Source organism: Microbacterium sp. Leaf159, from assembly GCF_001423615.1.
GTDB lineage: Bacteria > Actinomycetota > Actinomycetes > Actinomycetales > Microbacteriaceae > Microbacterium.
The window spans coordinates 936,905-962,676 of record NZ_LMOU01000001.1 but is presented as its reverse complement, the minus strand read 5'-3'; the positions used below and the strand labels follow the sequence as shown (position 1 = coordinate 962,676).

27 protein-coding genes are annotated in these 25,772 nt (G+C 69.1%); 15 read left to right on the top strand and 12 right to left on the bottom strand.

The window, feature by feature from the left end:
• Nucleotides 1–129: 129 nt before the first annotated feature.
• The 3 genes from ASF80_RS04710 (at nt 130) to ASF80_RS04700 (ending at nt 4,069) form a co-directional block, all read left to right on the top strand.
• On the top strand, nt 130–1,584 hold the full coding sequence (locus ASF80_RS04710; protein WP_056308419.1) for a GuaB1 family IMP dehydrogenase-related protein: 1,455 nt from the start codon (nt 130–132) through the stop codon (nt 1,582–1,584).
• A gap of 110 nt (nt 1,585–1,694) precedes the next feature.
• Nucleotides 1,695–3,011 (top strand): hemolysin family protein, encoded by a 1,317-nt coding sequence (locus tag ASF80_RS04705; protein ID WP_056308417.1) that lies wholly within the window; start codon nt 1,695–1,697, stop codon nt 3,009–3,011.
• Nucleotides 3,008–4,069, top strand: a complete 1,062-nt coding sequence (locus ASF80_RS04700; protein WP_056308415.1) for a hemolysin family protein — start codon at nt 3,008–3,010, stop codon at nt 4,067–4,069. Before ASF80_RS04705 ends, ASF80_RS04700 begins: the two co-directional genes overlap by 4 nt.
• 84 nt (nt 4,070–4,153) lie before the next feature.
• On the opposite strand, the gene ASF80_RS04695 is transcribed toward ASF80_RS04700, so the two are convergent.
• Nucleotides 4,154–5,221, bottom strand: coding sequence for an NADH:flavin oxidoreductase/NADH oxidase (locus ASF80_RS04695; protein WP_056308412.1), 1,068 nt, complete (start codon nt 5,219–5,221; stop codon nt 4,154–4,156).
• A gap of 56 nt (nt 5,222–5,277) precedes the next feature.
• Here ASF80_RS04695 and ASF80_RS04690 point away from each other — a divergent pair, with 56 nt between their 5' ends.
• The 3 genes from ASF80_RS04690 to ASF80_RS04680 are packed head-to-tail and all read left to right on the top strand — an operon-like array spanning nt 5,278 to nt 7,687.
• Nucleotides 5,278–6,114 carry an NAD(P)H-hydrate dehydratase gene (locus ASF80_RS04690; RefSeq protein ID WP_056308410.1) on the top strand — a complete coding sequence of 279 codons (837 nt, stop codon included), beginning with the start codon at nt 5,278–5,280 and terminating at the stop codon, nt 6,112–6,114.
• Nucleotides 6,111–7,349 (top strand): hypothetical protein, encoded by a 1,239-nt coding sequence (locus ASF80_RS04685; protein ID WP_235559881.1) that lies wholly within the window; start codon nt 6,111–6,113, stop codon nt 7,347–7,349. Before ASF80_RS04690 ends, ASF80_RS04685 begins: the two co-directional genes overlap by 4 nt.
• A gap of 5 nt (nt 7,350–7,354) precedes the next feature.
• Complete coding sequence (locus ASF80_RS04680) at nt 7,355–7,687, top strand: MTH1187 family thiamine-binding protein (protein ID WP_056308407.1); 333 nt, start codon at nt 7,355–7,357, stop codon at nt 7,685–7,687.
• Between the two features lie 10 nt (nt 7,688–7,697).
• Here the strand turns inward: ASF80_RS04680 and ASF80_RS04675 are convergent, their stop codons facing one another.
• Nucleotides 7,698–8,156, bottom strand: coding sequence for a DUF2000 family protein (locus ASF80_RS04675; protein WP_056308406.1), 459 nt, complete (start codon nt 8,154–8,156; stop codon nt 7,698–7,700).
• A 48-nt stretch (nt 8,157–8,204) separates the two neighbouring features.
• Between ASF80_RS04675 and ASF80_RS04670 the strand changes: the two genes are divergently transcribed.
• The 3 genes from ASF80_RS04670 to ASF80_RS04660 are packed head-to-tail and all read left to right on the top strand — an operon-like array spanning nt 8,205 to nt 10,866.
• On the top strand, nt 8,205–8,981 hold the full coding sequence (locus ASF80_RS04670) for a helix-turn-helix transcriptional regulator (protein WP_120493171.1): 777 nt from the start codon (nt 8,205–8,207) through the stop codon (nt 8,979–8,981).
• Between the two features lie 9 nt (nt 8,982–8,990).
• Entirely contained in the window at nt 8,991–10,211 is a 1,221-nt protein-coding gene (locus ASF80_RS04665) for an MFS transporter (RefSeq protein ID WP_056308402.1), read from the top strand.
• A gap of 28 nt (nt 10,212–10,239) precedes the next feature.
• Nucleotides 10,240–10,866 carry an NUDIX hydrolase gene (locus ASF80_RS04660; protein WP_056308400.1) on the top strand — a complete coding sequence of 209 codons (627 nt, stop codon included), beginning with the start codon at nt 10,240–10,242 and terminating at the stop codon, nt 10,864–10,866.
• Here ASF80_RS04660 and metX read toward each other — a convergent pair.
• From metX to ASF80_RS04640, 4 genes are all read right to left on the bottom strand, one after another.
• A complete protein-coding gene (gene metX / locus ASF80_RS04655; protein ID WP_056308398.1) occupies nt 10,863–12,071 on the bottom strand; it encodes a homoserine O-acetyltransferase MetX in 1,209 nt (402 codons plus the stop codon). The two genes, ASF80_RS04660 and metX, sit on opposite strands and share 4 nt — an antisense overlap.
• Nucleotides 12,072–12,157: 86 nt before the next feature.
• A complete protein-coding gene (locus ASF80_RS04650) occupies nt 12,158–13,096 on the bottom strand; it encodes an endonuclease/exonuclease/phosphatase family protein (RefSeq protein ID WP_056308395.1) in 939 nt (312 codons plus the stop codon).
• A 149-nt stretch (nt 13,097–13,245) separates the two neighbouring features.
• Entirely contained in the window at nt 13,246–14,568 is a 1,323-nt protein-coding gene (locus tag ASF80_RS04645) for a bifunctional o-acetylhomoserine/o-acetylserine sulfhydrylase (protein WP_056308393.1), read from the bottom strand.
• Between the two features lie 143 nt (nt 14,569–14,711).
• Nucleotides 14,712–15,302, bottom strand: a complete 591-nt coding sequence (locus ASF80_RS04640) for a TetR/AcrR family transcriptional regulator (protein WP_056308392.1) — start codon at nt 15,300–15,302, stop codon at nt 14,712–14,714.
• A 34-nt stretch (nt 15,303–15,336) separates the two neighbouring features.
• Between ASF80_RS04640 and ASF80_RS04635 the strand changes: the two genes are divergently transcribed.
• The 4 genes from ASF80_RS04635 to ASF80_RS04620 are packed head-to-tail and all read left to right on the top strand — an operon-like array spanning nt 15,337 to nt 18,423.
• Complete coding sequence (locus ASF80_RS04635; RefSeq protein WP_082488184.1) at nt 15,337–16,311, top strand: DMT family transporter; 975 nt, start codon at nt 15,337–15,339, stop codon at nt 16,309–16,311.
• On the top strand, nt 16,305–17,087 hold the full coding sequence (locus ASF80_RS04630; protein ID WP_200934743.1) for an SDR family oxidoreductase: 783 nt from the start codon (nt 16,305–16,307) through the stop codon (nt 17,085–17,087). Before ASF80_RS04635 ends, ASF80_RS04630 begins: the two co-directional genes overlap by 7 nt.
• Nucleotides 17,088–17,090: 3 nt before the next feature.
• Complete coding sequence (locus tag ASF80_RS04625; RefSeq protein WP_056308390.1) at nt 17,091–17,801, top strand: uracil-DNA glycosylase; 711 nt, start codon at nt 17,091–17,093, stop codon at nt 17,799–17,801.
• A gap of 4 nt (nt 17,802–17,805) precedes the next feature.
• Complete coding sequence (locus ASF80_RS04620; RefSeq protein WP_056308388.1) at nt 17,806–18,423, top strand: GNAT family N-acetyltransferase; 618 nt, start codon at nt 17,806–17,808, stop codon at nt 18,421–18,423.
• 9 nt (nt 18,424–18,432) lie between these two features.
• Here ASF80_RS04620 and ASF80_RS04615 read toward each other — a convergent pair whose 3' ends face one another.
• From ASF80_RS04615 to ASF80_RS04590, 6 genes are all read right to left on the bottom strand, one after another.
• Nucleotides 18,433–19,227, bottom strand: coding sequence for an ABC transporter ATP-binding protein (locus ASF80_RS04615; protein WP_056308386.1), 795 nt, complete (start codon nt 19,225–19,227; stop codon nt 18,433–18,435).
• Complete coding sequence (locus ASF80_RS04610; RefSeq protein WP_056308384.1) at nt 19,224–20,015, bottom strand: ABC transporter ATP-binding protein; 792 nt, start codon at nt 20,013–20,015, stop codon at nt 19,224–19,226. The genes ASF80_RS04615 and ASF80_RS04610 overlap by 4 nt, the downstream gene beginning before the upstream one ends.
• A complete protein-coding gene (locus ASF80_RS04605) occupies nt 20,012–20,881 on the bottom strand; it encodes an ABC transporter permease (RefSeq protein WP_157520976.1) in 870 nt (289 codons plus the stop codon). The genes ASF80_RS04610 and ASF80_RS04605 overlap by 4 nt, the downstream gene beginning before the upstream one ends.
• Nucleotides 20,878–21,825: an ABC transporter permease gene (locus tag ASF80_RS04600; protein WP_056308381.1), complete on the bottom strand. Its 948-nt coding sequence runs from the start codon at nt 21,823–21,825 to the stop codon at nt 20,878–20,880. The genes ASF80_RS04605 and ASF80_RS04600 overlap by 4 nt, the downstream gene beginning before the upstream one ends.
• Nucleotides 21,826–21,838: 13 nt before the next feature.
• The gene (locus ASF80_RS04595; protein WP_056308379.1) at nt 21,839–23,353 is read right to left on the bottom strand and encodes an ABC transporter substrate-binding protein; all 1,515 of its coding nucleotides are present in this window, start codon (nt 23,351–23,353) and stop codon (nt 21,839–21,841) included.
• A gap of 93 nt (nt 23,354–23,446) precedes the next feature.
• Nucleotides 23,447–24,373, bottom strand: a complete 927-nt coding sequence (locus tag ASF80_RS04590) for an alpha/beta fold hydrolase (protein ID WP_056308377.1) — start codon at nt 24,371–24,373, stop codon at nt 23,447–23,449.
• A gap of 171 nt (nt 24,374–24,544) precedes the next feature.
• Here ASF80_RS04590 and ASF80_RS04585 point away from each other — a divergent pair, with 171 nt between their 5' ends.
• Both ASF80_RS04585 and ASF80_RS04580 read left to right on the top strand, forming a co-directional pair.
• Nucleotides 24,545–25,021 carry a carboxymuconolactone decarboxylase family protein gene (locus tag ASF80_RS04585; protein ID WP_056308375.1) on the top strand — a complete coding sequence of 159 codons (477 nt, stop codon included), beginning with the start codon at nt 24,545–24,547 and terminating at the stop codon, nt 25,019–25,021.
• Nucleotides 25,018–25,740 (top strand): tyrosine-protein phosphatase, encoded by a 723-nt coding sequence (locus tag ASF80_RS04580; protein ID WP_056308372.1) that lies wholly within the window; start codon nt 25,018–25,020, stop codon nt 25,738–25,740. Before ASF80_RS04585 ends, ASF80_RS04580 begins: the two co-directional genes overlap by 4 nt.
• The last annotated feature ends 32 nt before the right edge of the window (nt 25,741–25,772 follow it).

The following is a 25,772-nucleotide window of genomic DNA, read 5'->3' as shown; positions in this document are numbered from 1 at the left end:
CCATATGTGCACGCCACGACGCAGGATGCGTCCGGGCCCGCACACTCTCGATCTCCAAGCCTAACGTGTTTCCACATGCAATCGTCGAAGGCGTGCGCCTTCGACGCCCGATCTGAGTAGCGTGGGGGTATGGAGTTCTCCGGTGAGTCGCCCACAGTCGATCTGACCTATTCCGACGTGTTCCTGGTGCCGCGCCGCTCGGCCGTCACCAGCCGTCTGCAGGTCGACCTCGCTCCGCAGGACGGGACCCCTGCGACCCTTCCGCTCGTGGCCTCCAACATGAACTCCGTCACGGGCCCACGCCTCGCGGCCGTCCTCGCGCGGCGCGGAGGACTCGGAGTGCTGCCCCAGGACATGCCCCTGCAGGATCTCGACGCCGCGATCCGCGACGTCAAGGCGCAGCCGGTGCTCTGGGACACGCCCCTGGTGCTGCCGCCCGAGGCGTCGGTGTCGGATGCGCTCCGCCTGATGCCGCCGACAGCCGGACACGGGATCGTCGTCGCATCGGGCCCGGCCCCGCATCACGTGGATCGGATCCTCGGAGTGCTCCCCGCGACACGGCTCGCGACGGCGCTGCCGGACGCGCAGCTGGGCGACCTCGTGCACGCAGGAACGCCCTCGCTCGATGCGGATGACATCGGATCCGAGCGCCACGCCTTCGACGTGATCACCGACGCGGGGGTCGAGATGGTGACGATCGCTCACCACGGACACCTCGTCGGCACGCTCAGCGCGCGCAGCGCGCTGCGCGCGACCCTGTACCGTCCAGCGGTCGACCGCGACGGCCGTCTCGCGGTCGCCGCAGCGGTCGGGATCAACGGCGACGTGGCATCGAAGGCCAAGGCGCTCGCCGCCGCCGGCGTCGACGTGCTCGTGGTCGACACCGCGCACGGACACCAGGAGGGCATGCTCCGCGCCCTGAGCGCCGTGTCCGAACTCGGACTCGGCATCCCGATCGTCGCGGGGAACATCGTCACCGCAGACGGGGTCAGGGACCTGGTCGAGGCCGGTGCCTCCATCCTCAAGGTCGGCGTGGGTCCCGGCGCGATGTGCACCACCCGCATGATGACGGCCGTCGGCCGTCCGCAGTTCTCCGCAGTTCTCGAGACCGCCGAGGCCGCACGCGAACTCGGTGCGCACGTCTGGGCCGACGGAGGAGTGCGCTACCCGCGCGACGTCGCACTCGCGCTCGCCGCGGGCGCTGCGTCCGTCATGGTCGGCTCGTGGTTCGCGGGCACGATCGAGGCGCCGGGCGAGCTGCAGAGCGACGCCGAGGGCCGTGTCTTCAAGGAGTCGTGGGGCATGGCATCCACGAAGGCCGTGCAGGCGCGGTTCGGACGCCTCGACGCGTACGAACGGGCGCGCAAGGAGCTCTTCGCGGAGGGGATCTCCTCGTCGAAGATCTACCTCGACCCGCTCCGCCCCGGCCTCGAGGACCTCCTCGACATGATCACGTCCGGCGTGCGCTCGTCGTTCACCTACGCCGGAGCGTCGTCCGTTCCGGAGTTCCACGAGCGGGCGCTGGTCGGTCTGCAGTCGGCCGCCGGGTACGAAGAGGGCAAGGCCCTGCCGGTCAGCTGGTAGCCGCCCTCGTCCGCAGAGCGATCCCGTAGAATCGTGCTCACTATGGACGACCCTCCCAGTTGTAGTACATCGCCCCACTGCCCGCCCCTCGCTCGCGAGGGGAATCGTTGATGGATTACATCCTGCTGGGCGTGGGGCTTCTGCTCACTGTCGGCACCGGATTGTTCGTCGCGAGCGAGTTCGCTCTGGTCAATCTCGACCGTGCCGATCTCGAGGCCCGTCAGGCCCGCGGTGAATCCCGTCTCTCCCTGACCATCAGCGCCCTCAAGCACACGTCGACCCACCTGTCGTCTGCGCAGTTGGGCATCACGCTGACGACGCTGCTGACCGGCTACACGATGGAGCCGGCGCTCTCGAACCTGCTGGGTCCGACGCTCGTCGCGTGGAGCATCCCCGAGGCGGCCGTCGGCCCGATCGCGACGATCGTGGCGATGCTGGTCGCCACCGTGCTCTCGATGATCCTCGGCGAGCTGGTGCCCAAGAACTTCGCGCTCGCGCTTCCGCTCGCGACGGCCAAGCTCGTGATCCCGTTCCAGGTCGCATTCACGACGATCTTCAAACCGGCCGTCGTCGTGCTCAACGGCAGCGCCAACGGAGTGCTCCGGAGCATGGGGATCGAGCCGAAGGAAGAGCTCTCCGGCGCCCGCAGCGCCGAAGAGCTGTCCTCCCTGGTGCGGCGTTCCGCGAGCGCCGGCCTGCTCGAGGCCGACACCGCGAGCCTCCTCGACCGGACGCTCACCTTCTCGCGGCTGACGGCCGCCGACGTGATGACCGCTCGACCCAGCATGCACGCGCTCGCCGCGGGCGATTCGGCGGACGACGTCATCCAGCTCGCCCGCCGAACGGGGCACAGCCGCTTCCCGGTGTACGACGACGATCTCGACGACATCACGGGCGTCGTGCACCTCAAGGCGGCGATCTCGGTTCCCCGCGACCGACGGGCAGAGGTGCCGGTCGGTGCGATCTCGACCGATCCGCTCCGGGTGCCGGAGACCGTGCACGTCGATGCTCTGATCTCGGAGCTCCGGGCACGGGGATACCAGCTCGCAGTCGTCGTCGACGAGTACGGCGGCACCGCCGGACTCGTGACTCTCGAGGACCTGGTCGAGGAGCTGGTGGGAGAGGTGTCCGATGAGCATGACCGCACCAGGGCGGGCGTCATCCGCGGCCGCGACGGCATCACCTTCCCCGGTGAGCTGCGGCCGGACGAGCTGCGCCACCGTGCGGGCGTCGAGGTGCCGGAAGGCGACGTGTACGACACCGTGGCCGGCTACGTCATGAGCGTGCTCGAGCGCGTGCCGTCTGTCGGCGACGAGGTCGCCCTCGACACCGGCAAGCTGCAGGTCGTGCGCATGGACGGACGCCGCGTCGACCGCATCCGATACGTTCCGAGTCCCGGCGATCCAGCAGAGGTGGTCTCCCGATGAACGACTGGGGAGGACTGGCTTGGCTGGTCGTGCTGCTCGTCGCCAACGCGTTCTTCGTGGGTGCCGAGTTCGCGGTGATCTCCGCGCGTCGCTCGCAGATCGAGCCGAAGGCCGATCGAGGATCACGCGCCGCGAAGACGGCGCTCTACGCGATGGAGCACGCGACGCTGATGCTCGCGACCTCGCAGCTCGGCATCACGATCTGCTCGCTCCTGATCCTGAACGTCTCGGAGCCGGCGATCCACCACCTGCTCGCCGTGCCGCTGCACGCGATCGGCTGGTCGGACGGCGTCGTCGACGCCGTGTCGTTCGCGATCGCGCTGCTGATCGTCTCGTTCCTGCACGTGGTGTTCGGCGAGATGGTTCCGAAGAACCTCGCGTTCTCGATCCCGGACCGCGCCGTGCTGATCCTCGCGCCGCCGCTCGTGCTGGTGTCGAAGATCTTCATGCCGGTGATCTGGGTGCTCAACGCGGCCGCCAACGGCGTGCTGCGGCTGTTCCGAGTCGAGCCCAAGAACGAGGCGGCGTCGACGTTCACGCTCGACGAAGTGGCGACGATCGTGGACCAGTCTCGTCGCGAGGGAATGCTCACCGACACGGCGGGCACGGTCGCGGCGGCGGTGGAGTTCACCGACAAGAAGGCCAGTGACGTGGCCGTCCCGCTCAGTGATCTCGTGACGCTGCCGCAGTCGACCACACCGGATGACATCGAGAAGGCCGTCGCTCGCTACGGGTTCTCGCGCTATGTGATCGTCGACGGCGAGGACGTGCCCGTCGGGTACGTGCACCTCAAGGACATCCTGCGGGCCTCGGACGGCCCCGATGCCGCCGAGAAGCTCGTCGAGCCGCTGCCGTCCAAGCGCATCCACCACATGGTGCCTGTGCAGGAGGACACGGACCTCGAGGATGCTCTGGCCGTCATGCGCCGTGCGGGCAGGCACCTGGCGAAGGTGCGGGATTCCCAGGGGCGCACCACTGCCGTGCTGTTCCTCGAGGACATCCTCGAAGAGCTCGTCGGAGAGGTGCAGGACGCGACCCGTCGCATCCGCGGCCACTGAGTCACCACACGAAGAATCGCGACATCACGATGAAGCCCTCCGATCCTGTGCGGATCGGAGGGCTTCGTCGTCTTCTCGGAGCGGTCAGCGCCAGTGCGCGCGCTCGTACTGCGGCGGCCACGACACATCGGCACCGAGCTCGTGGGCTGCGCGCAGCGCGAAGTGCGGGTCGCGCAGCCATTCCCGGCCGGCGAAGATCGCGTCGGCCGCTCCGTCGGCGAGGACCTTCTCGGCCTGCTCCGCCGCCGTGATGAGGCCGACTGCGGACACCGGTATGCGTCCGCCCTGACGGACGGTCTCGGCGAGCGGCACCTGGTAGCCGGGGAAGACGCTGATCTGCTGATGTGCGACCAGGCCGCCGCTGGAGACGTCGATCAGGTCTGCGCCTCGTTCGGACGCCCACCCGCCGACGGTCGCGGCCTCGTCGGGCGTGAAGCCGCCCTCGGCGTGATCGGTCGCGGAGATGCGCACGAACAGGGGCGCCTGCTCTCCGGCGACGGCGCGTACGGCCTCCACCACGCGCAGCAGCAGCCGAGCCCTGTTCTCGAGGGACCCTCCGTACTCGTCCTCCCGCAGGTTCGACAGGGGCGACAGGAACTGGTGCAGGAGGTACCCGTGCGCTCCGTGGATCTCGAGGACGTCGAAGCCGGCGTCCAGCGATCTGCGCGCAGCGGCAGCGAAGCCGTCGACCACGGCCTCGATGCCCTCGGCATCCAGTGCGACGGGGGAGGCGAAGCCCTCGAAGGCGACGGCGGAGGGGGCGGTCGTGATCCAGCCGCCCTCGGTCTCGGGCACGGACCCGCGCTCGTCGGCCCACGGCCACCAGGTCGACGCCTTGCGCCCGGCATGCGCGAGCTGGATCCCGGCGGCTGCGTCGCGCGCGTGGATCGCCTCGACGATCGGCCGCCACGCGTCGCGCTGCTCGTCGTTCCAGAGGCCGGCGTCGCGGGGGGAGATACGGCCCTCCGGCACCACGGCGGTCGCCTCGGCCACGATGAGGCCGGCGCCGCCCGACGCGAACTGGGCGAGGTGCGTGTGGTGCCACTCCTGCACGACGCCGTCGACGGCGCTGTACATGCACATGGGAGATACCCAGAGGCGGTTGCGGAACGTGACGGATCGGATGCTGACGGGGGAGAAGAGAATGCTCACCCTCCGACGCTACTGCCGAGGTGAGGTGGGGAGGGTCGTCGCACTAACGTGGACTCATGCCCGATGTGCGCGAATGGTCCCGTCACGACGCCGCGCGGTTCGTGCGGGTCCCCGGGCCGGAGGACGACAAGTACTCGCGCGGGGTCGTGGGACTGCGTACCGGCTCTGTGGCCTTCCCCGGCGCCGCGGTGCTGGGCGTCGAGGCCGCGTGGCGCACGGGCGCGGGATTCGTGCGATACATCGGAGGCGGCCGCGCGGCGGATGCCGTGATGGCCCGGCGACCCGAGACCGTCGTCAGCACGCAGGCGTCGGGTGCGCGCGTCGAAGCGTGGGTCATCGGATCGGGGACCGACGCGGCCACGCGCACGGCGGACGACGAGCATGAGCTGCGGGAGATCCTCGACGATGCGGTTCCGGTGGTCGTCGATGCCGGCGCGCTGGATCTTGCCGCAGGATCGCGAGCGCCGTTGCTGCTGACCCCGCACGGGCGCGAGTTCGCCCGGCTCCAGGCGCGGATCGGAGCATCTCCGGACGAAGACCGTGCGCGCGCGGCGGCGGATGCTGCGACACGGCTCGGTGCCGTCGTGCTTCTCAAGGGCGCGCAGACGCTCATCGCGGACCCCGACGGCTCGGTGATCCTCGTGGACGCGGGCACCGGGTGGCTGGCGACAGCGGGGACCGGCGACGTGCTCGGCGGCGTGCTCGGTGCGCTGCTCGCCGCGAATCCCGATGCTCCGGTCGCGGAGGTCGCCGCGACCGGAGCCTGGCTGCACGGGCATGCCGGGCGGATCGCCGCGGGCACCGGAGTGCACGGCGGCGGGCACGGGCATCCGATCGTCGCCCTCGATGTGGCGGAGGCGCTTCCTCGCGCGATCGCGGACGTCCTCGCGTGAGCCGCAACCGCACCATGCGCATCCTCGTGCTCTGGAGCGCCTTCCTGCTCGTGCACGTCATCGTCGCGGTGACGGGGTGGCTCTACCCGAGCCAGCCGATGGGCGATGTCGTGCTGGTCTACGAACCCTGGTCGTCGGCCGCGCTCTCGGGCGGTCCGATCGTCGGGATCACTGAGACGTGGGTCTATCCCCAGCTCGCGCTCGTGCCGATGCTGCTGGCGAAGATCCTGTCTCTGCCGGTGATCGCGGTGATGGGGGTCTCAGAGGCGTACCTGATCGCCTGGGCGGTGCTCGTCACGGTTCTCGATGCGGTCGCGTTCGCCGTGCTGATCGGCCGCTCGCCCTCGCAGCCGCGACGGACCGCCGGGTGGTTCTGGACCGCCGCATTGATGCTTCTCGGCCCGATCGCGATCTACCGGATCGATGCGATCACCGTGCCCGTCGCGGTGATCGCGGGGCTCTGGCTCACCCGTCGACCGGCGACAGCGGCCGCGCTGCTCACGATCGGCGCCTGGATCAAGATCTGGCCCGGAGCGCTTCTGCTCGCGGCGGTCGTGGCGGCCAGAAGCAGGATGCGGATCCTGCTCGCCGGAGTGGCCGTGACGGCCGGCGTCATCGCGCTTCTGTTCCTGCTCGGAGCCGACACCGAGATCCTGGGTTTCCTGACCCAGCAGACCGGACGCGGCCTGCAGATCGAGGCGGTCGCCGCCACGCCTTTCCTGTGGCTCGCGGTGCTCGGTTCCGCTCGCATCGAGTACAGCTTCGAGATCCTCACGTTCCAGATCGAGGCGCAGGGGGCGGATGTCGTCGGTGCCGTGCTCACGCCTCTGATGGCGGTCCTCGTCGTCGTCATCACGGTCGTCGGCGCGGTCAAGGCGATGCGGGGAGCGTCCTTCCCCCGTCTCTTCCCGCCGCTCGCGCTGTCGCTCGTCACCGCGCTGATCGTGCTGAACAAGGTCGGCTCGCCGCAGTTCCAGACGTGGCTGATCGCGCCGGCGATCCTCTGGCTCGTGCTCGATCGAGCGCGCGCCGCTATTCCGGCCGTGATCGTGCTCGCTCTCTGCGCGCTCACGTGCCTCGTCTACCCGCTGAACTACGACGCGCTGCTGCGAGCCGAGACGCTTCCCGTCGTGATCCTCAGCCTGCGCAACGTCCTGCTCGTCGTGGCCCTGGTCGTCGGCATCCGCGCCGTCGTCCGAGTGCCCGCACACCGACCCTCAACGAACCGGGAGTGAAACCCATGCTGATCGCCTTCTCCGTCGCCCCGAGCGGCACCCCCTCCGACGGATCGGAGCGCTCGGACGCCTCCGTGCACGACGCGGTCGCCGCCGCCGTCCGCGTCGTGAGAGAGTCCGGCCTGCCGCACCGCACGACCAGCATGTTCACCGAGGTCGAAGGACCGGACTGGGACACCGTCATGGACGTGGTCAAGCGCGCGACGGAAGCCGTGATGCCGTTCGGCTCACGGGTGTCGCTGGTGCTCAAGGCCGACATCCGTCCCGGCTACTCCGGCGAGCTCGATGCGAAGATCGAGCGACTGGAAGCGGCGATCGAGGAGTCAGAGCAGGGCTGAACCACTCCGCTCAGTCGTGGAGGCGCGCTCCCTTGGTCATCCGATCGATAGCGTTGCGAGGGCCGCGCAGTGCGATTCCGACGAGATCGAGGTCGTGCGCCGCGACGGCGGAGACAGCCGCTCGATTGGCGTCATCGTGCCCTGTCGCGAACAGCTCCCTTGTGTACACCGCGATGGCCACGTCCGCCCGTGCTGTGGCTTTGGTCCGTGCGGCCCGGAGCAGCTCGGCATCCGCCGTCATCACCAGGACCGGCTGGCGGAGCATCGGGAGGTAGACGTTGTCGTCGCCGTCTCTGTACGGCTCGCCCGTGAGCCCTGGAGCGCTCACGGTGATGCCGGACATCAGGAACGACGTGACGTTCAGCTCCTGCCATACCGTGAGCCCTTCGCGCAGGAGCACGACGACTTTCGTGTCGAATCGGTGAGACGCGGCGGACGGCAGAGCGGTCGGCAGTGAGGCAGTGGTCATGGTTCCACGATCGCGCCGATGCACGAGATCGTCTTGTACGTTTCTTGCATGCCGGAACTTCTGCGAGCGTGGCACCCTGCGGTGCCGTCGGTGCGCGAGGTCTATCACGCGGCGTTCGGCCATGCTTATCCGCCGCACGCGCATGACGGGTGGACGGTGATGCTCGTGGACGAGGGAGCCGTCTCGTACGATCTGGGGCGATCCGCACACATCGCAGCACCCGGGGCAGTGACCGTCCTGCCTCCTGGGATCTCGCACAACGGTCGGTCGGCGGTCGACGGTCGGATCTATCGCAAGCGCGTGGTGTATCTCGACAGCGCCTGGCTTCCCGGGCACGCCTCAGGCCTGTCGGTGTCGCGCCCGACCGTGCCGAGCACAGCAGCGCTGATGGCGGCGCGACGGGTGCATGCGGCCCTCGCTGAGCCCGGAGACCTGCTCGCCGCCGAGCATTGGACGCTCGTGCTGCGGCAGTCGATCCTCACCCATCTCGGATCAGCGGGCAACGGCCTCGATGACGCACCACTCGCTCGCCGGGTGCACGCGCTCCTCGACGAGCGGTTCGCGGAGTCCTTCACGGTGGCCGAGGTCGCAGCGGAGTTCGGGGCGCACCCCAGCCACCTCTCGAGGGTTTTCACGCAGACGTATGGGCTCGCGCCGCACCAGTACGTCCTCAGCCGACGCATCGACCTCGCGCGTCGGATGCTCGTCGACGGCGTCTCGCCCGCGTCGGCCGCGGCGCACGCGGGGTTCTATGACCAGGCCCACCTCACGCGCCACTTCCGACGGGTGCTCGGCACGACGCCGGGTGCGTTCGCGACCCCGTAGAATCGACGGGTGAATCCCTCGACTGAATCGAGGGGTGCGGCGAAGTGGGCGCTCCTCTCCCTCGCCATCGGCAGTTTCGGCATCGGCATGACCGAGTTCGTCGTCATGGGCCTGCTGCCCAACATCGCAAGCGAGCTCCTGCCCACACTGTGGGCCAGCAGCCCCGAAGACGCACTGAGCCAGGCCGGCTGGCTGATCTCGCTCTACGCCCTCGGCGTCGTGGTCGGCGCGCCGACCATCGCGGGCTTCGTCGCGCGCTACCCGCGGCACCGCGTGATGATCGGACTCGCGGTGGCGCTCACCGTCTTCAATGCGCTCACGGTGTTCCTGCCGACGTTCGAGCTCGTCGGCGCGTCTCGCTTCCTGGCGGGTCTGCCACATGGCGCCTACTTCGGCATCGGAGCGCTCGTGGCCGCCGATGTCATGGGGCCGGGCAACCGCGCCAAGGGCGTCGCATTCATCCTCACGGGTCTCACCGTCGCGAACGTCGTCGGGGTGCCGCTGGGGACCTTCCTCGGTCAGATGTGGGGATGGCGGGCGGCTTTCGCCGTCGTCGCGCTCGTGTTCGCGCTCGCCACCGTCTTCATCATCTTCTTCGTGCCGGAGCACCCCGGCTCACCCGGGCGGACGATGCGTGAAGAGCTCGGCGTCTTCCGCATCCCGCAGGTCTGGTTCACGCTCGGAGTGGGTGCGATCGGCTTCGGGGGCTTCTTCGCGGTCTACAGCTACATCGCCCCGCTGGTGACGGACGTCTCAGGCTCACCGGAATGGGCCGTCCCGATCGTCCTGGTGCTGATGGGACTGGGGATGACGGCCGGCAACCTCGTGGGCGGCCATCTCGCCGACATCGACCTCCGTCGCACGCTGCTGTTCGGACTCGCCGCGATGGCCGTCGTGTTCGCACTCCTCGCCGTGTTCTCGTTCTGGATCATCACGCTCGCGCTGCTCGTGTTCGTCGTGGGCTTCGTATCGTCGGTGCTGTCTCCGACCATCCAGACCCGGCTGATGGACGTGGCGGGAGACAACCAGTCGATCGCGGCGGCCATGAACCACTCCGCGCTCAACATCGGCAACAGCCTCGGCGCCTTCCTCGGCGGTGTCGTGATCGCGGGCGGCTGGGGCTTCACGGCTCCCTCGTGGACCGGCGCTGCGCTCGCGGTGGCTGGGCTGCTGATCGCCCTCCTCTCGTATCGGGCGGAAGCCCGCAGGCCCGCGTTCGCCTCGGCCTGACCCGGCATCGCGGTCGTAGAGTGAGCGTGTGACCGAGCCAGACGATCTTCCCGTCGCAGGAACGGCTGTGCTGCTGAGACCCGCCGCTCAAGGCTTCGAGGTGCTGCTGATGCGTCGCCCCGACCGCGGTTCCTTCCCCGGCGCCTGGGTCTTCCCGGGAGGCAAGGTCGAGCGGGGCGATCGCCGAGACGGCGACGATGAGCAGGACGACGCCCGTCGCGCTGCCGTCCGCGAGACGTTCGAAGAGGTCGGCCTCGTCATCGCCGACCCTGTCGTCGTGTCCCGATGGCAGCCGCCGGCCGAGGCGCCGATCCGCATCAGGACCTGGTTCTTCCTCGCGGATGTCACGGATGCCCCGGATGCCCAGGACGGTGCGCTGCGGGTCTCTGCCGACGAGGTCGTCGATGCGACCTGGATCACGCCCGCTGACGCGCTGCGGAAGCACTCCACCGGGGAATGGATGCTCTTTCCCCCGACCTGGGTGACGCTGCATCAGCTGAGCGGGTTCGAGAGCACCGAGGAGGCACTCTCGGCAGGTGGCGTCGCGCGTCACTTCTCGACGAGGGTCGTCGAATCCGACCTCGGCACCGCCTTCGAGTGGGAGGGGCTGCGGCTCGAGACCGGCTCGCTGCCGTGGCGGATCGTTCCGAGCTAGCTGTCGAGCAGCCGTCGCAGATGCCTTCCGACGGCTTCGGTCTCGATGAGGAACCCGTCGTGCCCGAAGTCGCTGCTGAGGACGACTGCCTCGTCGCCGTCGAGGGTGTTCGGGATGCTCCGCGCGATGCGGTGCTGTCCGTCGACGGGGAACAACCTGTCGCTGTCGATCCCGAGCACGAGGGTGGTGGCGGTCACGGTGCGGAGCGCCTCCTCGACCCCTCCGCGGTCGCGTCCGACGTCGTGCGAGTTCATCGCCTCGACGACGGTGATGTAGCTGTTCGCGTCGAACCGTCGGGTGAACTTGTTGCCGTGGAAGTCGAGGTACGACTCGACCGCGAATCGTCCGCCGTGCCCGAGTGGCGACACCCCCGACTGCCACGAGCGCTGGAACCGCTGATTGAGTTCGATGGGGCTCCGGTAGCTCAGCAGCGCCATGCGGCGGGCGAGAGCCAGGCCACGGTGCGGACCGTCTCCGTCGGCGAGGTCGTAGTACTCGCCGCCCTGGAAGCGCGGATCCATGCGGATGGTCTCGAGCTGCACCGTGTTGAGCGCGATCTGGTCGGCGGTCGTCACCGGGGGAGACGAGAGCACGGCGAGGCGCTCGACGCGCTCAGGATGCGAGACCGCCCATTCGAGCGCATGCATGCCGCCCATTGAGCCGCCGACGACGGCTGCCCAGACGTCGATGCCGAGAACATCGGCGAGTCGCACCTGGGCGGCGACCTGGTCGCGGATCGTCAGATACGGGAATCGCGACGCCCACTCGTACCCGGACGGCGCGATGCTCGCCGGCCCCGTGGAACCCTGGCATCCGCCCAGCATGTTCGGCGCGATGACGAACCAGCGGTCGGTGTCGATCGGTGCACCCGGTCCGACGATGTCGTCCCACCAGCCGGTGGTGGGGTGACCGGCCCCGGCGGCTCCGCGCACGTGGCTGTCGCCGGTGAGAGCGTGCAGGATCAGGATCGCGTTGTCGCGCGCTGCATTCAGCTCTCCCCAGGTCTCATAGGCGAGGCGGATGCCGGGGAGCTCCGAGCCGCTCTCGGTGGGGAAGGCGCCGAAGGAGGTGAATCGGCGTCCGCCGGCGGGGTCTCCGTCGCGCCAGGCGCCGGTCGCGGGTGGTCGCGCGCGGAGCAGACGTACGTCGGCCTCCGTCACGGGCGCCGAGGGCACCGTGTCTTCAGAGGTCGTCTGCCAGTCCATGCTTCCATTCTCGCCCGGCAGGCGATGCGTCGGACGAACGTTACGGTTCCCGGGTGCGTCGCGTGGAGGCCGCGGCGCGATGGCTCTCAGCCGGCGAGGGCCGTGACCGTGGCGAGGTGATCGCTGTTCCCGACGCGCGCCGTCGTCGATGCGAGCACCGTCAGTCCTCGCACGAAGACGTGATCGATGCGGGCGAGGGGAAGCGCTGCGGGCCAGGTGAGGCCGAGGGTGCCGTCGGTCGGTCTGACCCAGTCGAGCTGCGCCCGGACGGCGCTGAGGGCCGGGTCGGCTGATGCGGCGTTGAAGTCGCCCACGACCACGATCGACTCCGCGGGGTCGGAGGCGACGGCGTCGGCGATCCCCGAGAGCATCGTGTCGCGCTCCTGCTGCACGCCGAGACGCACGGACGCCGCGTGCATGACGTACACGGCGACGTCGGCATCCGGCGTGTTCACGACGACCCGGAGCGCGCGCTTCCAGTCGAGCCCGAGGGTCAGCGGCTGTGCGTCCGCGATCGGATAGCGGCTCCAGACTGCCACCGTGCCGATCGCGTACGAGTGCGGGTATGCAGAGGCGAGGGTGTCCCGTGCGGCTGCGAGGCTGTCGCCGTCGAGCTCGGTGAGGGCGATCACGTCGGCGGACATGTCGGCGAGCTCGGCCGCCGAGGCCGCCGCTCCTCCCGAGTGGGCGCGCACGTTCTGGCTGACGATCTCGATCGGCGTGCTCTGCGGAGGCGAGGCTGCGACGAGACCGGGCGCGGACGGCAGCATCGCGAGGGCCCAGACGAGGACGGGTGCGAGCAGCACGAGCGTGACGCGGCGCGCCAGGGTCAGCGCGAAGACGACGAGCACGGCGAGGGCGAGCCCGCACCACGGCAGAGCAGCGGCTGCAGCGGTGCCGACGACGCCGGGGACCCAGGTGCAGATGATCCCGACGAGAAGAGCCACTCCGACCACTGCGATGACGCGTCCGGCAGGCGCGGATGCGCGCCGACGGGCGGTCGGCTTCGTGGTGACGTCGATCATGGGCTCCTCCGGGCAGGCTTCCCATTCTCGACGCAGACGTCTGTGCGCCAGCCGAGCGTGCTGCTCGCCCGGCGCAGGGAGGCCCGGCGCTGGACGCGGAGATGCCCCGAGCCGCAGCCCGGGGCATCTCCTGACATCTGAGCGCCGGATCAGGCGCGAGCGGCCTCCGACACGCGGCGAGCCGCAGCGAGAGCCTCGTCGAGGTCTGCCTTGAGGTCGTCGATGTTCTCGATGCCGACGGACAGGCGCACGAGGCCGGGCGTGACGCCGGCCGTGAGCTGCTGCTCGGGCGTGAGCTGCGCGTGCGTGGTCGACGCGGGGTGGATCACGAGCGAGCGCACGTCGCCGATGTTGGCGAGGTGGCTGAACAGCGACAGGCTGTTGACGAACTCGCGGCCGGCCTCCACACCGCCCTTCAGCTCGAACGACAGCACGGCGCCGACGCCCTTGGGGGCGTACTGGTTCGCCTTGGCGTACCAGGGGGAGGAGGGCAGGCCGGAGTAGTTCACCGAGGCGACGTCGTCGCGGCTGTCGAGCCACTCGGCGATCTCCTGGGCGTTCTGCACGTGGCGCTCGATGCGCAGCGACAGCGTCTCGATGCCCTGGATGAGGTTCCAGGCGCTCTGCGGCGCGATGGCCGATCCGAGGTCGCGGAGCAGCTGCACGCGCGCCTTGATGATGTAGGCGAGCGGGTCGCCGACGGCCGCCGTGTAGCTGGCACCGTGATACGAGGGGTCGGGCTCGGTGAGGCCGGGGAACCGCTCGACGTTCTTCGACCACTCGAACGTGCCGCCGTCGATGATCGCGCCGCCGATGGTGGTGCCGTGGCCGCCGAGGAACTTCGTGACCGAGTGCACGACGATGTCGGCGCCGTGCTCGAACGGACGGATCAGGTACGGGGTCGCGATCGTGTTGTCGACGATCAGCGGCACGCCGCCCTCGTGCGCGACGTCGGCGACGGTGCGGATGTCGAGGATGTTGATCTGCGGGTTGCCGATGGTCTCGGCGAAGAACAGCTTCGTGTTCGGGCGGATCGCGCGGCGCCACTCTTCGGGGTCGTCCTGGTTCTCGACGAACGTGACCTCGATGCCGAGCTTCGCGAGGGTGTACTTGAACAGGTTGTACGTGCCGCCGTAGATCGAGCTCGACGACACGATGTGGTCGCCGGCCTGCGCGATGTTCAGAACCGCGAACGTGGACGCCGCCTGGCCGCTGGAGAGGACGAGGGCGCCGGTGCCCCCCTCGAGCGCCGCGAGGCGCTGCTCCAGGACGTCCTGGGTCGGGTTCTGGATGCGGGTGTAGATGTTGCCGAACTCGGCCAGTGCGAACAGGTTCGCCGCGTGGTCGGCGCTGTCGAACACGTAGGACGTGGTCTGGTAGATCGGCGTGGCGCGGGCCTTGGTCACCGGGTCGGGAGCAGCGCCGGAGTGGATCTGCTTGGTCTCGAAACGCCAGGTCTCGGGTGCGGACATGTGTTCCCCCTGGAACTGTTGGAAGGTCGATTCGACTGATGTCGTTGCAAGCGACAGTACGGAATATCGGAGGTTGTCAACAGTGAGTGGGAAATGTGACGTAATGAACACGGGCCGCGCGCGCGGACGGAGCCGTCCGCCGCTCAGTCCTGCGCCAGCAGCGCCGCAGCCCACGTGCGCGCGATCGCGAACGGTTCGGCGAACGTCGCCATGCCCACCGTGACGATCGCGCCCTCGTAGAGCAGCATCATCGCCTGGGCCGTCGCGCGGGGATCGCGCACGCCGGCCTCGGCGCAGAGCTCCTCGAAGACGTCGAGCAGCCAGATCTTCTGCCGGGAGACCTCGGGGAACACCGGGTGGTCGTCGTTGCCCTCGCCGATCTCGGCGCGAGCGTTGATGGCGCTGCACCCCTTGGGGCTGTTCTCGTCCGACCATGAGATCGCGGCATCGAAGATCGCGAGCACGCGCTCGGGGCCGGGTTCCGGCACTCGTGCGAGCTCTGACGCGACGTGGTCGCGCCATCGGGCGTCACGGTGCTGCAGATAGGAGACGACCAGGGCCTCCTTCGACCCGAACCGGTCGTAGAGCGTCTTCTTCGTGACCCCGGCGGCCTCGGCGATCGTGTCGACGCCCACGGCGTGGATGCCTCGCTCGTAGAAGAGCCTCGAAGCCGCGTCGAGGACACTCCGTCCTCCCGGGGTCAGGGGGACGAGTTCCGGAACCGACTGCGCCATGGGAATGACTATACCAGTCTGTATAGTCATTCCCATGAGTAAACAGATCGGTGTACTTCGTGCTGTGGGGACGGTCGCCGCCTCGGCCGCCTTCGTCGTGACCTGGAGCTCGGGGTTCATCATCCCGGCGTTCGCCACCGTCGACGTCTCTGCACTGACGCTCCTCGTCTGGCGCTTCGTGCCGCTCGCCGTGGTCCTCCTCGCCGTCGTCCTGATCACCGGCGCGGGCAGGGGAGTGAGCGGTCGTGATCTGCGCGCTCAGGCGTCGATCGGACTCTTCGCGCAGTTCGGCTACTGCGTCGCGGTCTACGGGTCCGTCGCCGCGGGCATCGCGACGGGAACGGTCGCTCTGATCGACGCCGTGCAGCCGCTCGTGGTCGCCGTGCTCGTCGGTCCGGTGCTCGGTCTGCGCGTGCGAGGTTCGCAGTGGGTGGGACTCGGGGTCGGGGCGGTCGGAGTCCTCCTGGTCGTGCGCTCGCAGTTCGGATCCTCGGCTGCCCCGCTGGTCGCCTATCTCCTGCCTGCCGTCGCGATGGTGTGCCTCATCGTCGGAACGCTGCTGCAGCGCAAGTCGTCGGTGGAGACCGGGGTGCTCCTGACTCTCACGGTCCACGTCACGGTGACGGCGGTGCTGCTGCTGGTGATCGCGGCAGTGGCAGGCGCCTTGACCCCGCCGTCGTCGGCGTCGTTCTGGCTCGCGGTCGTCCTGACCGCCGTGTTCCCGACCCTGGCGGCGTACGGCCTCTACTGGTGGCTTCTGCGACGGGTGGGCATCACCGCACTTCAGGCGCTGCTGTTCCTGATCGCGCCGACCACCTCGCTCGCCGGTGGGATGCTGCTCGGGGAGCCGCTCACCCTCGTCACCGTCATCGGATTCGTGCTGTGCGGAATCGGAGTCGCCGTCGTCCTCATCGGAGACTCCCGCCCCGACGATGATGACCGGAAAACGCGACCCGACGGCGTGCGCCCGCGTTCGCGGCCGGAACATCGTACGGTGGAGGCATGGTGAACAGGCGTGCAGTGGTGACCGGTGCGAGTTCCGGAATCGGGGAGGCGACGGTGCGTGCTCTGCGCGCCCGCGGGTGGGGAGTCGTGGGCGTCGCCAGACGCGCATCCCGTCTGGCCGCGCTCTCGGAGGAGACCGGGGCATCGACGATCGCCTGCGACCTGACGGATCCGGATGCCGTGGCGGCGCTGATCCGAGAGCTCGAGGCCTCAGGTCCCGTGCATGCACTCGTGCAGGTCGCGGGCGGAGCGCGCGGCACCGATCGCGTCGAGAACGCCTCGACCGCCGACTGGCAGTGGATGTACGACGCCAACGTCCTGTCCAGCCAGCGGCTGGTCGCGGGGATGCTGCCCCTGCTGCGTCGCGCGGCCGCGGCAGACGGGCACGCGGACACGGTGTTCGTGACCTCGACCGCCGCGCAGGTCGCCTATGCGGGAGGCGGCGGGTACAACGCGGCGAAGGCCGCGCAGTCGATGCTGGTGCACGCCCTGCGCCTCGAGTTGAACGGCGAGCCCATCCGTGTCGCGGAGATCGCTCCCGGGATGGTGCACACCGAGGAGTTCACGCTCAACCGTCTGGGTGGTGACGCGGTGGCCGCCGAAGCGGTGTACTCGGGTGTCGAGGCGCCGCTGCTCGCGGAGGACGTGGCCGATGTCATCGCGTATGCGCTGGATGCGCCGGGCCACGTGAACCTCGACCTCATCACGATGCGCCCCGTGGCGCAGTCCGCGAACCATCTGCTCGCGCGCGGCCCGCTGCGGGTGCGCCCGATCGACTGATCGATGGCTGCGCGCACTCTCGTCGAACTCGCCGCCGACGGCCGGATCGACCCCGAGTGGGCCACCGCTCTGGCTCCGGCGCAGGATGTGATCACTGCGCTGGGCGAGCGTCTCCGCGAGGAGCAGGCTTCGGGGCGGGGCTACCTTCCGGCCGGGGACCAGGTGCTGCGCGCGTTCCGACGCCCGATGTCGCAGGTCAAGGTGCTGATCACCGGTCAGGACCCGTATCCGACTCCCGGTCATCCGATCGGACTGTCCTTCGCGGTGGACGGGGACGTCCGTCCGCTGCCTCGCAGCCTCGGCAACATCTACAAGGAGCGCGAGACCGATCTCGGCATCCCTCCCGCCCCCCATGGCGACCTCACGGCGTGGAGCGATCAGGGCGTGCTGCTGCTGAACAGGGTGCTGACCGTGCGCCCCGGTGAGGCGGGCTCGCATCGTCGGTGGGGGTGGGAGGCGGTGACCGAGCTGGCGATCCGCAGCCTCGTCGCACGCGACAGGCCCCTCGTCGCGATCCTCTGGGGCAAGGACGCCGAGAATCTGCAGCCTCTGCTGGGCGATACGCCCGTGATCGCCTCTGCGCACCCCTCGCCGCTGTCCGCGCGTCGTGGCTTCTTCGGTTCCCGGCCGTTCTCGCGGGCGAATGAGCTGCTCGAACGGCAGGGCGCGTCTCCCGTGGACTGGCGCGTCGACGGGGAGCCGCGTCTAAGCTGATCGCATGCAGTTCGAGCCCGGTGATCGCCGCCGTGTGCTGCCGCGCCATCTGCGCCCGCAGCCCGAGCCCGACGTGTTCTCGTACTCGATCCGCGCCGCGCGTGCCGGAGACCTCCCGTACGTGCGCGAGATCTACAACCACTTCGTGAGCAACTCCGTCGTCACCCTCGACGAGAGGCGCAGCAGCATCCCCTACTGGCGTGAGAAGTTTGCCCTGCTGAGCAGGCTCGGACTGCCGTTCCTCGTCGCCGTCTCGCCGGCGGGTGTCGTGATCGGCTATGCGCTCGCGCAGCCGTGGGCAGGCAAGAACGCCTACCGCTACACGGTCGAGGATTCGATCTATCTGGGGCCGGGAGCCGGCGGCAAGGGACTCGGAGCCGCTCTGCTGCAGGCTCTGATCGACGCATGCGAACAGCTCGGGATCCGAGAGATGGTCGCCGTGATCAGCGACACCAAGGCCGATGCGTCGATCCGGCTGCACGCCAAGCTCGGTTTCGTCGAGGCCGGGCGGATGGGCCGGGTCGGACACAAGTTCGGTCGCGACCTCGGCACCGTCTACATGCGCCGCGCGCTGCGCCCCACCCGGCGCCGCAGGTTCTTCCGCACGAGCTCGGGTCGGTGAGCGTCGCGGTCACTCCGGGGGAGCGGGGATGACCGGGATCGCGGCCAGCAGCGTCTTCGTGTAGTCGTGCGTCGGGTGCAGCAGGACCTCTTCGGTGGAGCCACGCTCGACGATGCTCCCGTCCTTCATCACGACGACCGTGTCGCACAGGTTCTGCACCACTCCGATGTCGTGCGAGACGAGGACCAGGGTGAGGTCCGAGGAGCGGCGCAGCTCGATCAGCAGGTCGAGGATCTGAGCGCGCACAGTGACGTCGAGGGCGGACAGCGGCTCGTCCCCGACGAGGATGCGCGGCCCGTGCACGATCGCCCTCGCCAGGGCGATCCGCTGACGCTGACCACCGGAGAACTCGTGCGGATAGCGGTCGGCCATGTCGGGCTCGAGGCCCACCTGCTGCAGCACCTCCCGGACCCGCGCTCGGTGGTCGCCCTCGATGCCGAGGGCCCACAGCGGCTCGCGGATGATCTGGGCGGCCGTCATCCGAGGGTCGAGTGAGGCATAGGGGTCCTGGAACACGAGACCGGTCTGCCGCCGCAGCCAGTGCAGGGAGCGCGCGGATGCCGCGGCATCCACCGCCCTTCCGTCGACCTCGACGGTGCCGGACGTCGGACGATCTAGTCCGAGCAGCAGCCGGACGAGCGTGGACTTGCCCGATCCGGATTCCCCGATGATGCCGACGGACGAGCCCTCGGCGATGTCGAGGTCTGTGGGTGCCAGCGCCGTCTGCGTCCTCGTCCGCTCGAACGCCGAACGCTTGGGTACCACGAAGTCTCGCCGGAGGGAGCGTGCCTCGATCAGGCTCATCGGAGGCCCCCGTGCGGGCGCCAGAGCGTGGCGGTCGCGTCGCGGAGGAGACCCTGTGTCACCGGAGATGCGGGGGCGCTCAGCAGCGTGCTCACCGGTGCCTGCTCGACCGCGTGGCCGTCCTCGAGGACCACGCCCCGAGTCGCGACCTGTGCGAGCACGGCGAGGTCGTGTGTGATGAAGACGAGCGACATGCCCTGCTCCTCGACCAGGGCCAGCAGCAGCGACAGGATCTCGGCCTGGATGGTCACGTCGAGCGCGGTCGTCGGCTCATCCGCGATGAGCAGTCGAGGGCGGCAGGCCAGAGCCATCGCGATCGCCACGCGCTGACGCTGACCGCCCGAGAGCTGGTGCGGGTACCGGTCGACGATCGACTCCGGGTCGGGGAGTCGCACGCGGGCGGCCTCCTGGACGGCGCGCGCTCGTGCCTCGCGTCTGCCGATGCCCTCGTGGATGCGGATCGACTCGGCGATCTGCCGGCCGACGGTGCGGATGGGATTGAGTGCTGTGCGCGGCTCCTGGAACACGATCCCGATCTCGTCGCCCCGGAGCTCGGCGAGCTCTCGGTCGCGCATGCCGATCAGCTCCGTGCCGTTCCAGCGGATGCTGCCGCTCGCCGTCGCGCCGTCGGGGAGGAGTCCGAGCACCGCGAGCGCGGTGAGCGACTTGCCGGAGCCCGATTCGCCGATCAGGCCGACTCTGGCGCCGTCCGGCACCTCGAACGAGATGCCGTCGACGACAGGACGGCCGTCGATTCGGACGACGAGGTCTTCGACGACGAGACTCATGCGACCACCGCCGGGGTGTGGATCTCCGCCGCGCGGTGTCGGAGCGTCGGATCCGTGGCCTCGCGCAGGCCGTCGCCGAGGAGGTTGAGTGCGAGAGCCGTCAGGGTGATCGCGAGCCCCGGCCAGATGACCGAGAGCGGATGCACGCCTATGTAGCGCTGCAGGTCGGCGAGGAGCAGCCCCCAGCTCGGTTCGGTCACCGAGGCGCCGAAGCCGAGATACGAGAGTCCGGCCTCGGCGAGCACGGCGACCGCCATCGACCACGACAGCTGCACGATGAACACGGGTGCGACGTTCGGCAGCAGGTGGCGTACGAGGCTCTGCGAGGTCGTGAGTCCGGACGCCCGCGCGGCGAGCACGAAATCGCTCTGCTGCACTCTGCGCAGCTCGGGGCGGGTGACACGCGCGATGTTCACACCGAAGCCGATGCCGACCGACCAGATGACGACCCAGAGCGAACCGCCCCAGACGGAGGAGATCATCATGGCGATCAGCAGCACGGGGAACGCGATCAGGATGTCGACGAGCACCGCGACCGTCTCGCGCAGCCAGCGGGCGGTGAGCGCGCCCAGGCCGGCGAGGGCGATGCCGACGAGAGTCGCGATGATCCCGGCTCCGACGCTGACGAACACCGTGGTCCGCGCGCCCGCCATGAGGAGGCTGAGGATGTCGCGTCCGGTGTCGTCGGTGCCGAGCAGATGCGGCCAGCTGGGAACCGCCCAGCGGTTGCGGACGTCGGACTCCTGCGGATCGAACGGCGTCCACAACAGCGCGACGAGCGCGGTGACCGCGATGACGGCGACCACGATCAGGCCGAAGCGCCCTGTGGAGGTGCGCCACAGCCTCGGGAGCCAACCGGGCATCATGCCTCCCTCTGGCGGGGATCGATCGCCCGATGGATCAGGTCGACGAGGAAGCCGACGACGAGGACGAAGCCGGTGAGCACCAGCAGCTCGCTCTGCACCTTGATCAGGTCACGCGTCCCGACGTCGGCGACCAGCATCCGCCCGATGCCCGGCAGGGTGAAGAGCTGTTCGATGACGACGGAGCCGACGATGATCCCCGCGATCTGGAGCCCGAGGACCGTGATGATCGACAGGCCCACAGCGGGGATGCCGTGCGAGATGAGCGCTCGGGTTCGGGTGAGTCCCTTGGCCGCAGCCGTGCGGACGAAGTCCTGACCCGCCGCCTGGAGTGTGGCGCTGCGCACGAAGCGCATGAGCATGGCGCCCTCGACTATGCCGATCGTGAGAGCGGGGAGCAGCAGTGACTCGATCGCCTGCAGAGGCGTGCTCCATCCCGTACGGGGGAATCCCTGTGGAGGGAGCCACCCGAGCCACACCGAGAACACGACGATCAGCATCATCCCCGCCCAGACCACGGGCACGGCGGCGAGGGCCTGTGCGCCGACGCTGAGGGCGGTGCCCCCGCGACGGCCGCGCTGCACAGCGGCGAGGATTCCGAAGGGCACAGCGATGAGCACGGCGATCAGCAGAGACATTATGCCGAGCGGCACGGTCACCTGCGCCTTGAGCAGCAGCTCCTCCCCGACGGATGCTCCGGAGAGCAGGGACGTGCCGAGATCGCCGCGGAAGATCCCCCCGATCCACTCCGCGTACTGCGCCGGCAGAGGACGGTTGAGGCCCAGGGATTCGCGGAGCGCCTCGACCTCGGCGGGGGAGGCCTGCGTGCCGGCGATGAGCTGAGCGACGTCGCCGGGGAACACGCGGAGGGTCAGGAAGATCAGCGCGCTCGACACGAGGAGCCCTGCCACGAGCAGGGCTCCTCGGACGAGCGCATATCGGATCACGAAGTGAGCGTCGTCACTTCTCGGTGGCGACGGTGACGCCTGCCAGGTCGATGCGCGAGTTGATCGAGTCCTGGGGGAATCCGGAGACCAGCGGGCTCACCGCTGTGATCGTCGCCCCGTTGTAGAGCCAGTCGGCCGCATGGTCCTCGGAGACGATACGCGCGGCCTTCGCCAGCAGCTCCGCCGACTTGTCGGGGTCGACCTCGGCGAGTGCGTCGGCGTAGAGGCCCTGCACCTCGGCGTTGTCGTAGCCGAAGTAGTAGTCGGGGTTCGCGAAGTTGCCGAAGTCACGCGGCTCGACGTGCAGCACGAAGCTGAGGTCGTAGTCGTGGTTCGTGTAGACGTCCTCCAGCCAGGTGGGGAACTCGACCGAGTCGACGTCGAGCGTCACGCCCACCTTCTGGAAATCGGAGATCAGGACCTTCGGAACGGTCGTGCCGTAGAAGCTCGGGATCGTGAGGGTCAGCTCGAGATCCTCCTGGCCGGCCTCGGCGAGCAGCTCCTTGGCCTTCTCCGGATCGTAGGAGACGACATCCGAGAGGTCCTCATAGCCCGGGTCGAGCTCGGGGATGGGGCCGTACAGCGTCGACCCCGCACCGACGGCCTCGACGAGCCCCTCGTGGTCGATCGCGAGGCGCAGTGCCTCGCGGACCCGGACGTCGTCGAGGGGAGCTTTGGCGTTGTTGAACGCGAGGGTCGCCTTGTCGGTCGTACGACCCGTCGTGAGGGTGAAGTCGCCCTCGAGCTGCGATGCGAGGTTGGGATCCACGGCGGTGAGCACCTGGACGCCCCCGTCGAGCGCCGTGTTCACACCTGCGGTGAAGTCGGGGATGTACTGGAACTCGACCTCGGCCACTCCGGCCGGCTCGCCCCAGTAGGCGTCGTTGCGGGCGAACGTGATCGCGCTGCCCTTGTTCCAGCGGGTCAGGGTGAAGGGGCCGGTGCCGTTCTCCGCGGTCTTGAGGTCGGTGGTGTCGCCTGCCTGGAACACGAGCCCCGCCGGCCCGGTGAGGGAGAAGAGGAAGTTCTGGTTCGGCTCGGTCAGCACGATCTGCACGGTCGTCGGGTCGGGCGCGGTGATCGAGGCCACCGAGGCGAACTCGGCGTTGCCCTGCAGTGTGGCGTCCGTGCGGACTGCTTCATACGAGGCCACGACGTCGGCGGAGGTGAGAGCGGTGCCGCTGTGGAAGGTGATGCCGTCGTTCAGTGTGAACGTGTAGGTGAGTCCGTCGTCGGACACCTCATAGTCAGAGGCGAGCCGAGGGATGATCTCGTTCTCCTGCGTGCGGCTGATCAGGCCCTCGTAGATGTTGTCGATGAGGATCTGCTCGAGGGCAGCACCGCTCGTGTGACGGATGTCGAGGTTCGTGGGCTCGAGGACGAGTCCCACCTGCAGCGTGGCATCGGGATCCGGTTCGCCGGTGGGCGCCGTGGTCTCGGGGGCCGCAGTGCCCGTGCAGGCGCTCAGGATGACGGCGCTCGCCGCGATCGCGGAGAAGAGCGCGAGCCGTCGCGTACGTCGGAACATGGGTTGTTTCCTCTCGGTGCGGCAGTTGCTGTGTGCCGGTGGAACGAGCCTAGGGATGTGTCGGGCAGGTGGGGCGGGATGTGGAACGGAACGTCACAATCCGGTGGTCGCGACGCGGTCCGTGATCAGCGCGGCGAGTTGCGCGGGGGCGGTCTCCTGCACGTTGTGCGTCGCCCGGATCGCGACCACGCTCGCGTCGGGAAGACGGCGGGCGAAGTCGTCCGCGTCGGCAGCGCTGACGAAGCCGTCGATCGCGCGGACGAGCGTCACCGGGGCCGTCACCTGATCGAGGTCCTGCCACCCCGTGGCGTTGAGGACCGAGGGAGCGGAGACGTCGCCGGGGTCGTGCGCGGCGAGCGCCTTCGCGGCGAGGTGAGCGAAATGGTGCTTCCATTCCACGCGTCCGTCCGGGCGCACTCGCGTGTTGAGGAAGACGCCGCGTTCCGTGTCGGGGCGCGCGCCGCCGAAGCCGAAGGCGATCGCACGATCGACCAGCTCGTCGCGCGTCGCGAAATCGGTGGGGCCTGCATAGAACTCACGCAGAGCGGCGGGGCCGGCCGAGGTGTCGATGCCAGGGGTGATGTCCACGACGATCAGCTCGGCGACGAGATCGGGGCGCGCAGCGGCCACCGCCGCCCCGGTGAGGCCGCCGAGGGACTGTCCGACGAGGATCTGCGGCCGGTCGGTCCAGGCGTCGAGTGCTGCGGCGACATCCACGGCGAGCGTTCGAGGGGTGTAGTCGGCGTCGTCGCGCCAGGAGGAGTCGCCGTGCCCCGCGAGATCGATCGCCAGCACGGACTGCTGCACCGAGAGAGCGGTCGTATCCCAGGTGTGCGCGTTGAGGCCGGCCCCGTGCAGGAGCGTGATCTGCGGCGATCCGCTGCCGTAGCGGACACCGCTCACACGGCGACCGTCCGGGAGCGGCAATGTCAGCCGCTCGCTCGGAGGAACGGGAACGCCCAGCGCCTCGGCCTGTGCGGGAAGATAGCTGAACTCGGTGATGTCGATCGCCACCTCCATATTCTGCTCTGAGGAACGCATATGCGGGAAATGCGAGATCATAATGACAAGTGATTGAGTCATATGAACGCGCATTAAGCTGTCTTTGCGTGCAGAAGGCATGGCTATCTGCATTCTCCTTGGCATCGATGAGCCCGCCGAGATGCCCGCATAACGGAATATCATTGAGGTATGAGCGAGACGCGAGTGCACCTCTCCAAGACCGAGCCCGCCGCCTACCAGGCGCTCGATGCGTTCTCTCGGACGGTGGGCGAGATCTGCGCGACGAACGGCATCGACGATCGCCTCAAGGAGATCGTGATGATCCACTGCTCGCAGCTGAACGGATGCGGCTACTGCACGCGAATACATGTCGATCGCGCGGTCAAGGCGGGGATCGACACGGACACGCTCATGCAGATCGCCACGTGGCGCGAGAGCGGCGTCTTCAGTGAACGGGAGGCGGCGGCGCTCGAGCTGGCCGAGGCGTTCACCTTCATCTCGGAGGACGGGATCTCGGACGACCTGTACAACCGCGTCGGTGCCGTCTTCACCGAGAAGGAGTATGCCGCCCTGAGCTGGGCCTGCGTGTCGATCAACGCGTTCAACCGCGTCGTCATCGCCGGCCGTTACCCGGTTCCGCCCCGGGCCCCGCAGGCGCAGGCATGACCGTCCTCGACTTCGACGGCGTCAACAATGTCAGGGACGTCGGAGGCATGCCCGCCGAGGGCGGACGCATCCGCTCCGGCATCCTGCTGCGCTCAGGTCAGCTGTCCGGGGCGACGAATGCGGGTGTGGATGCGGTCCGCGAGCGGGTCGCCCACATCGTCGATCTGCGGGACGGCGAGGAGGTCGCCGCAGAGCCGACCGAGATCGACGGGCCCGACACGACGCACCTCCCTCTGTTCCTCGGGTCGGTCCGTTCGTTCTTCGAGACGGACACCAGCCTGGAGGATCTCTACCTGCACCTTCTCGAGGAGAGCGGTGAGAGGCTCGTCGCGGCCATTCGCATCATCGCTGCGGGGGAGCCGACTCTCGTGCACTGCACGGTGGGCAAGGACCGCACCGGGGTGACGGTGGCCCTCGCACTCGCAGCCGTCGGTGCCGACCGAGACGCGATCATCGAGGACTACGCGCTCACGGAGTCGCAGCTTCCTCCTGAGAGGTCGCAGCGGATCGCCGCGTACCTCCGCTCCCAGCATCCCGAAGCCCTGCACGCGGTGGCGCTGGCCACGCAGTCGCCTGCGCCGGTCATGCGGGCGCTGCTCGACGGCGTCGATGCGCGATGGGGATCTGCGGCAGGCTACCTCCGGGCCAACGGGATGTCGGATGCCGAGCTGGACGCACTGCATGCCGCTCTCGTGGAACCGGTCGCCGACCAAGGTTAGGCAACCCTTCACGTGGTGTACGATGGAAGCAT

Coding starts and splice junctions, on each gene's coding strand:
- ASF80_RS04705 (WP_056308417.1), top strand. CDS start 1,695: ATGGATTACATCCTGCTGGGCGTGGGGCTTCTGCTCACTGTCGGCACC.
- ASF80_RS04620 (WP_056308388.1), top strand. CDS start 17,806: ATGCAGTTCGAGCCCGGTGATCGCCGCCGTGTGCTGCCGCGCCATCTG.
- ASF80_RS04640 (WP_056308392.1), bottom strand. CDS start 15,302: ATGGCGCAGTCGGTTCCGGAACTCGTCCCCCTGACCCCGGGAGGACGG.
- ASF80_RS04710 (WP_056308419.1), top strand. CDS start 130: ATGGAGTTCTCCGGTGAGTCGCCCACAGTCGATCTGACCTATTCCGAC.
- ASF80_RS04615 (WP_056308386.1), bottom strand. CDS start 19,227: ATGAGCCTGATCGAGGCACGCTCCCTCCGGCGAGACTTCGTGGTACCC.
- ASF80_RS04645 (WP_056308393.1), bottom strand. CDS start 14,568: ATGTCCGCACCCGAGACCTGGCGTTTCGAGACCAAGCAGATCCACTCC.
- ASF80_RS04690 (WP_056308410.1), top strand. CDS start 5,278: ATGCCCGATGTGCGCGAATGGTCCCGTCACGACGCCGCGCGGTTCGTG.
- ASF80_RS04650 (WP_056308395.1), bottom strand. CDS start 13,096: ATGATCGACGTCACCACGAAGCCGACCGCCCGTCGGCGCGCATCCGCG.
- ASF80_RS04585 (WP_056308375.1), top strand. CDS start 24,545: ATGAGCGAGACGCGAGTGCACCTCTCCAAGACCGAGCCCGCCGCCTAC.
- ASF80_RS04700 (WP_056308415.1), top strand. CDS start 3,008: ATGAACGACTGGGGAGGACTGGCTTGGCTGGTCGTGCTGCTCGTCGCC.
- ASF80_RS04595 (WP_056308379.1), bottom strand. CDS start 23,353: ATGTTCCGACGTACGCGACGGCTCGCGCTCTTCTCCGCGATCGCGGCG.
- ASF80_RS04630 (WP_200934743.1), top strand. CDS start 16,305: ATGGTGAACAGGCGTGCAGTGGTGACCGGTGCGAGTTCCGGAATCGGG.
- ASF80_RS04675 (WP_056308406.1), bottom strand. CDS start 8,156: ATGACCACTGCCTCACTGCCGACCGCTCTGCCGTCCGCCGCGTCTCAC.
- ASF80_RS04625 (WP_056308390.1), top strand. CDS start 17,091: ATGGCTGCGCGCACTCTCGTCGAACTCGCCGCCGACGGCCGGATCGAC.
- metX (WP_056308398.1), bottom strand. CDS start 12,071: ATGGACTGGCAGACGACCTCTGAAGACACGGTGCCCTCGGCGCCCGTG.
- ASF80_RS04635 (WP_082488184.1), top strand. CDS start 15,337: ATGAGTAAACAGATCGGTGTACTTCGTGCTGTGGGGACGGTCGCCGCC.
- ASF80_RS04680 (WP_056308407.1), top strand. CDS start 7,355: ATGCTGATCGCCTTCTCCGTCGCCCCGAGCGGCACCCCCTCCGACGGA.
- ASF80_RS04590 (WP_056308377.1), bottom strand. CDS start 24,373: ATGGAGGTGGCGATCGACATCACCGAGTTCAGCTATCTTCCCGCACAG.
- ASF80_RS04580 (WP_056308372.1), top strand. CDS start 25,018: ATGACCGTCCTCGACTTCGACGGCGTCAACAATGTCAGGGACGTCGGA.
- ASF80_RS04605 (WP_157520976.1), bottom strand. CDS start 20,881: ATGATGCCCGGTTGGCTCCCGAGGCTGTGGCGCACCTCCACAGGGCGC.
- ASF80_RS04670 (WP_120493171.1), top strand. CDS start 8,205: ATGCCGGAACTTCTGCGAGCGTGGCACCCTGCGGTGCCGTCGGTGCGC.
- ASF80_RS04610 (WP_056308384.1), bottom strand. CDS start 20,015: ATGAGTCTCGTCGTCGAAGACCTCGTCGTCCGAATCGACGGCCGTCCT.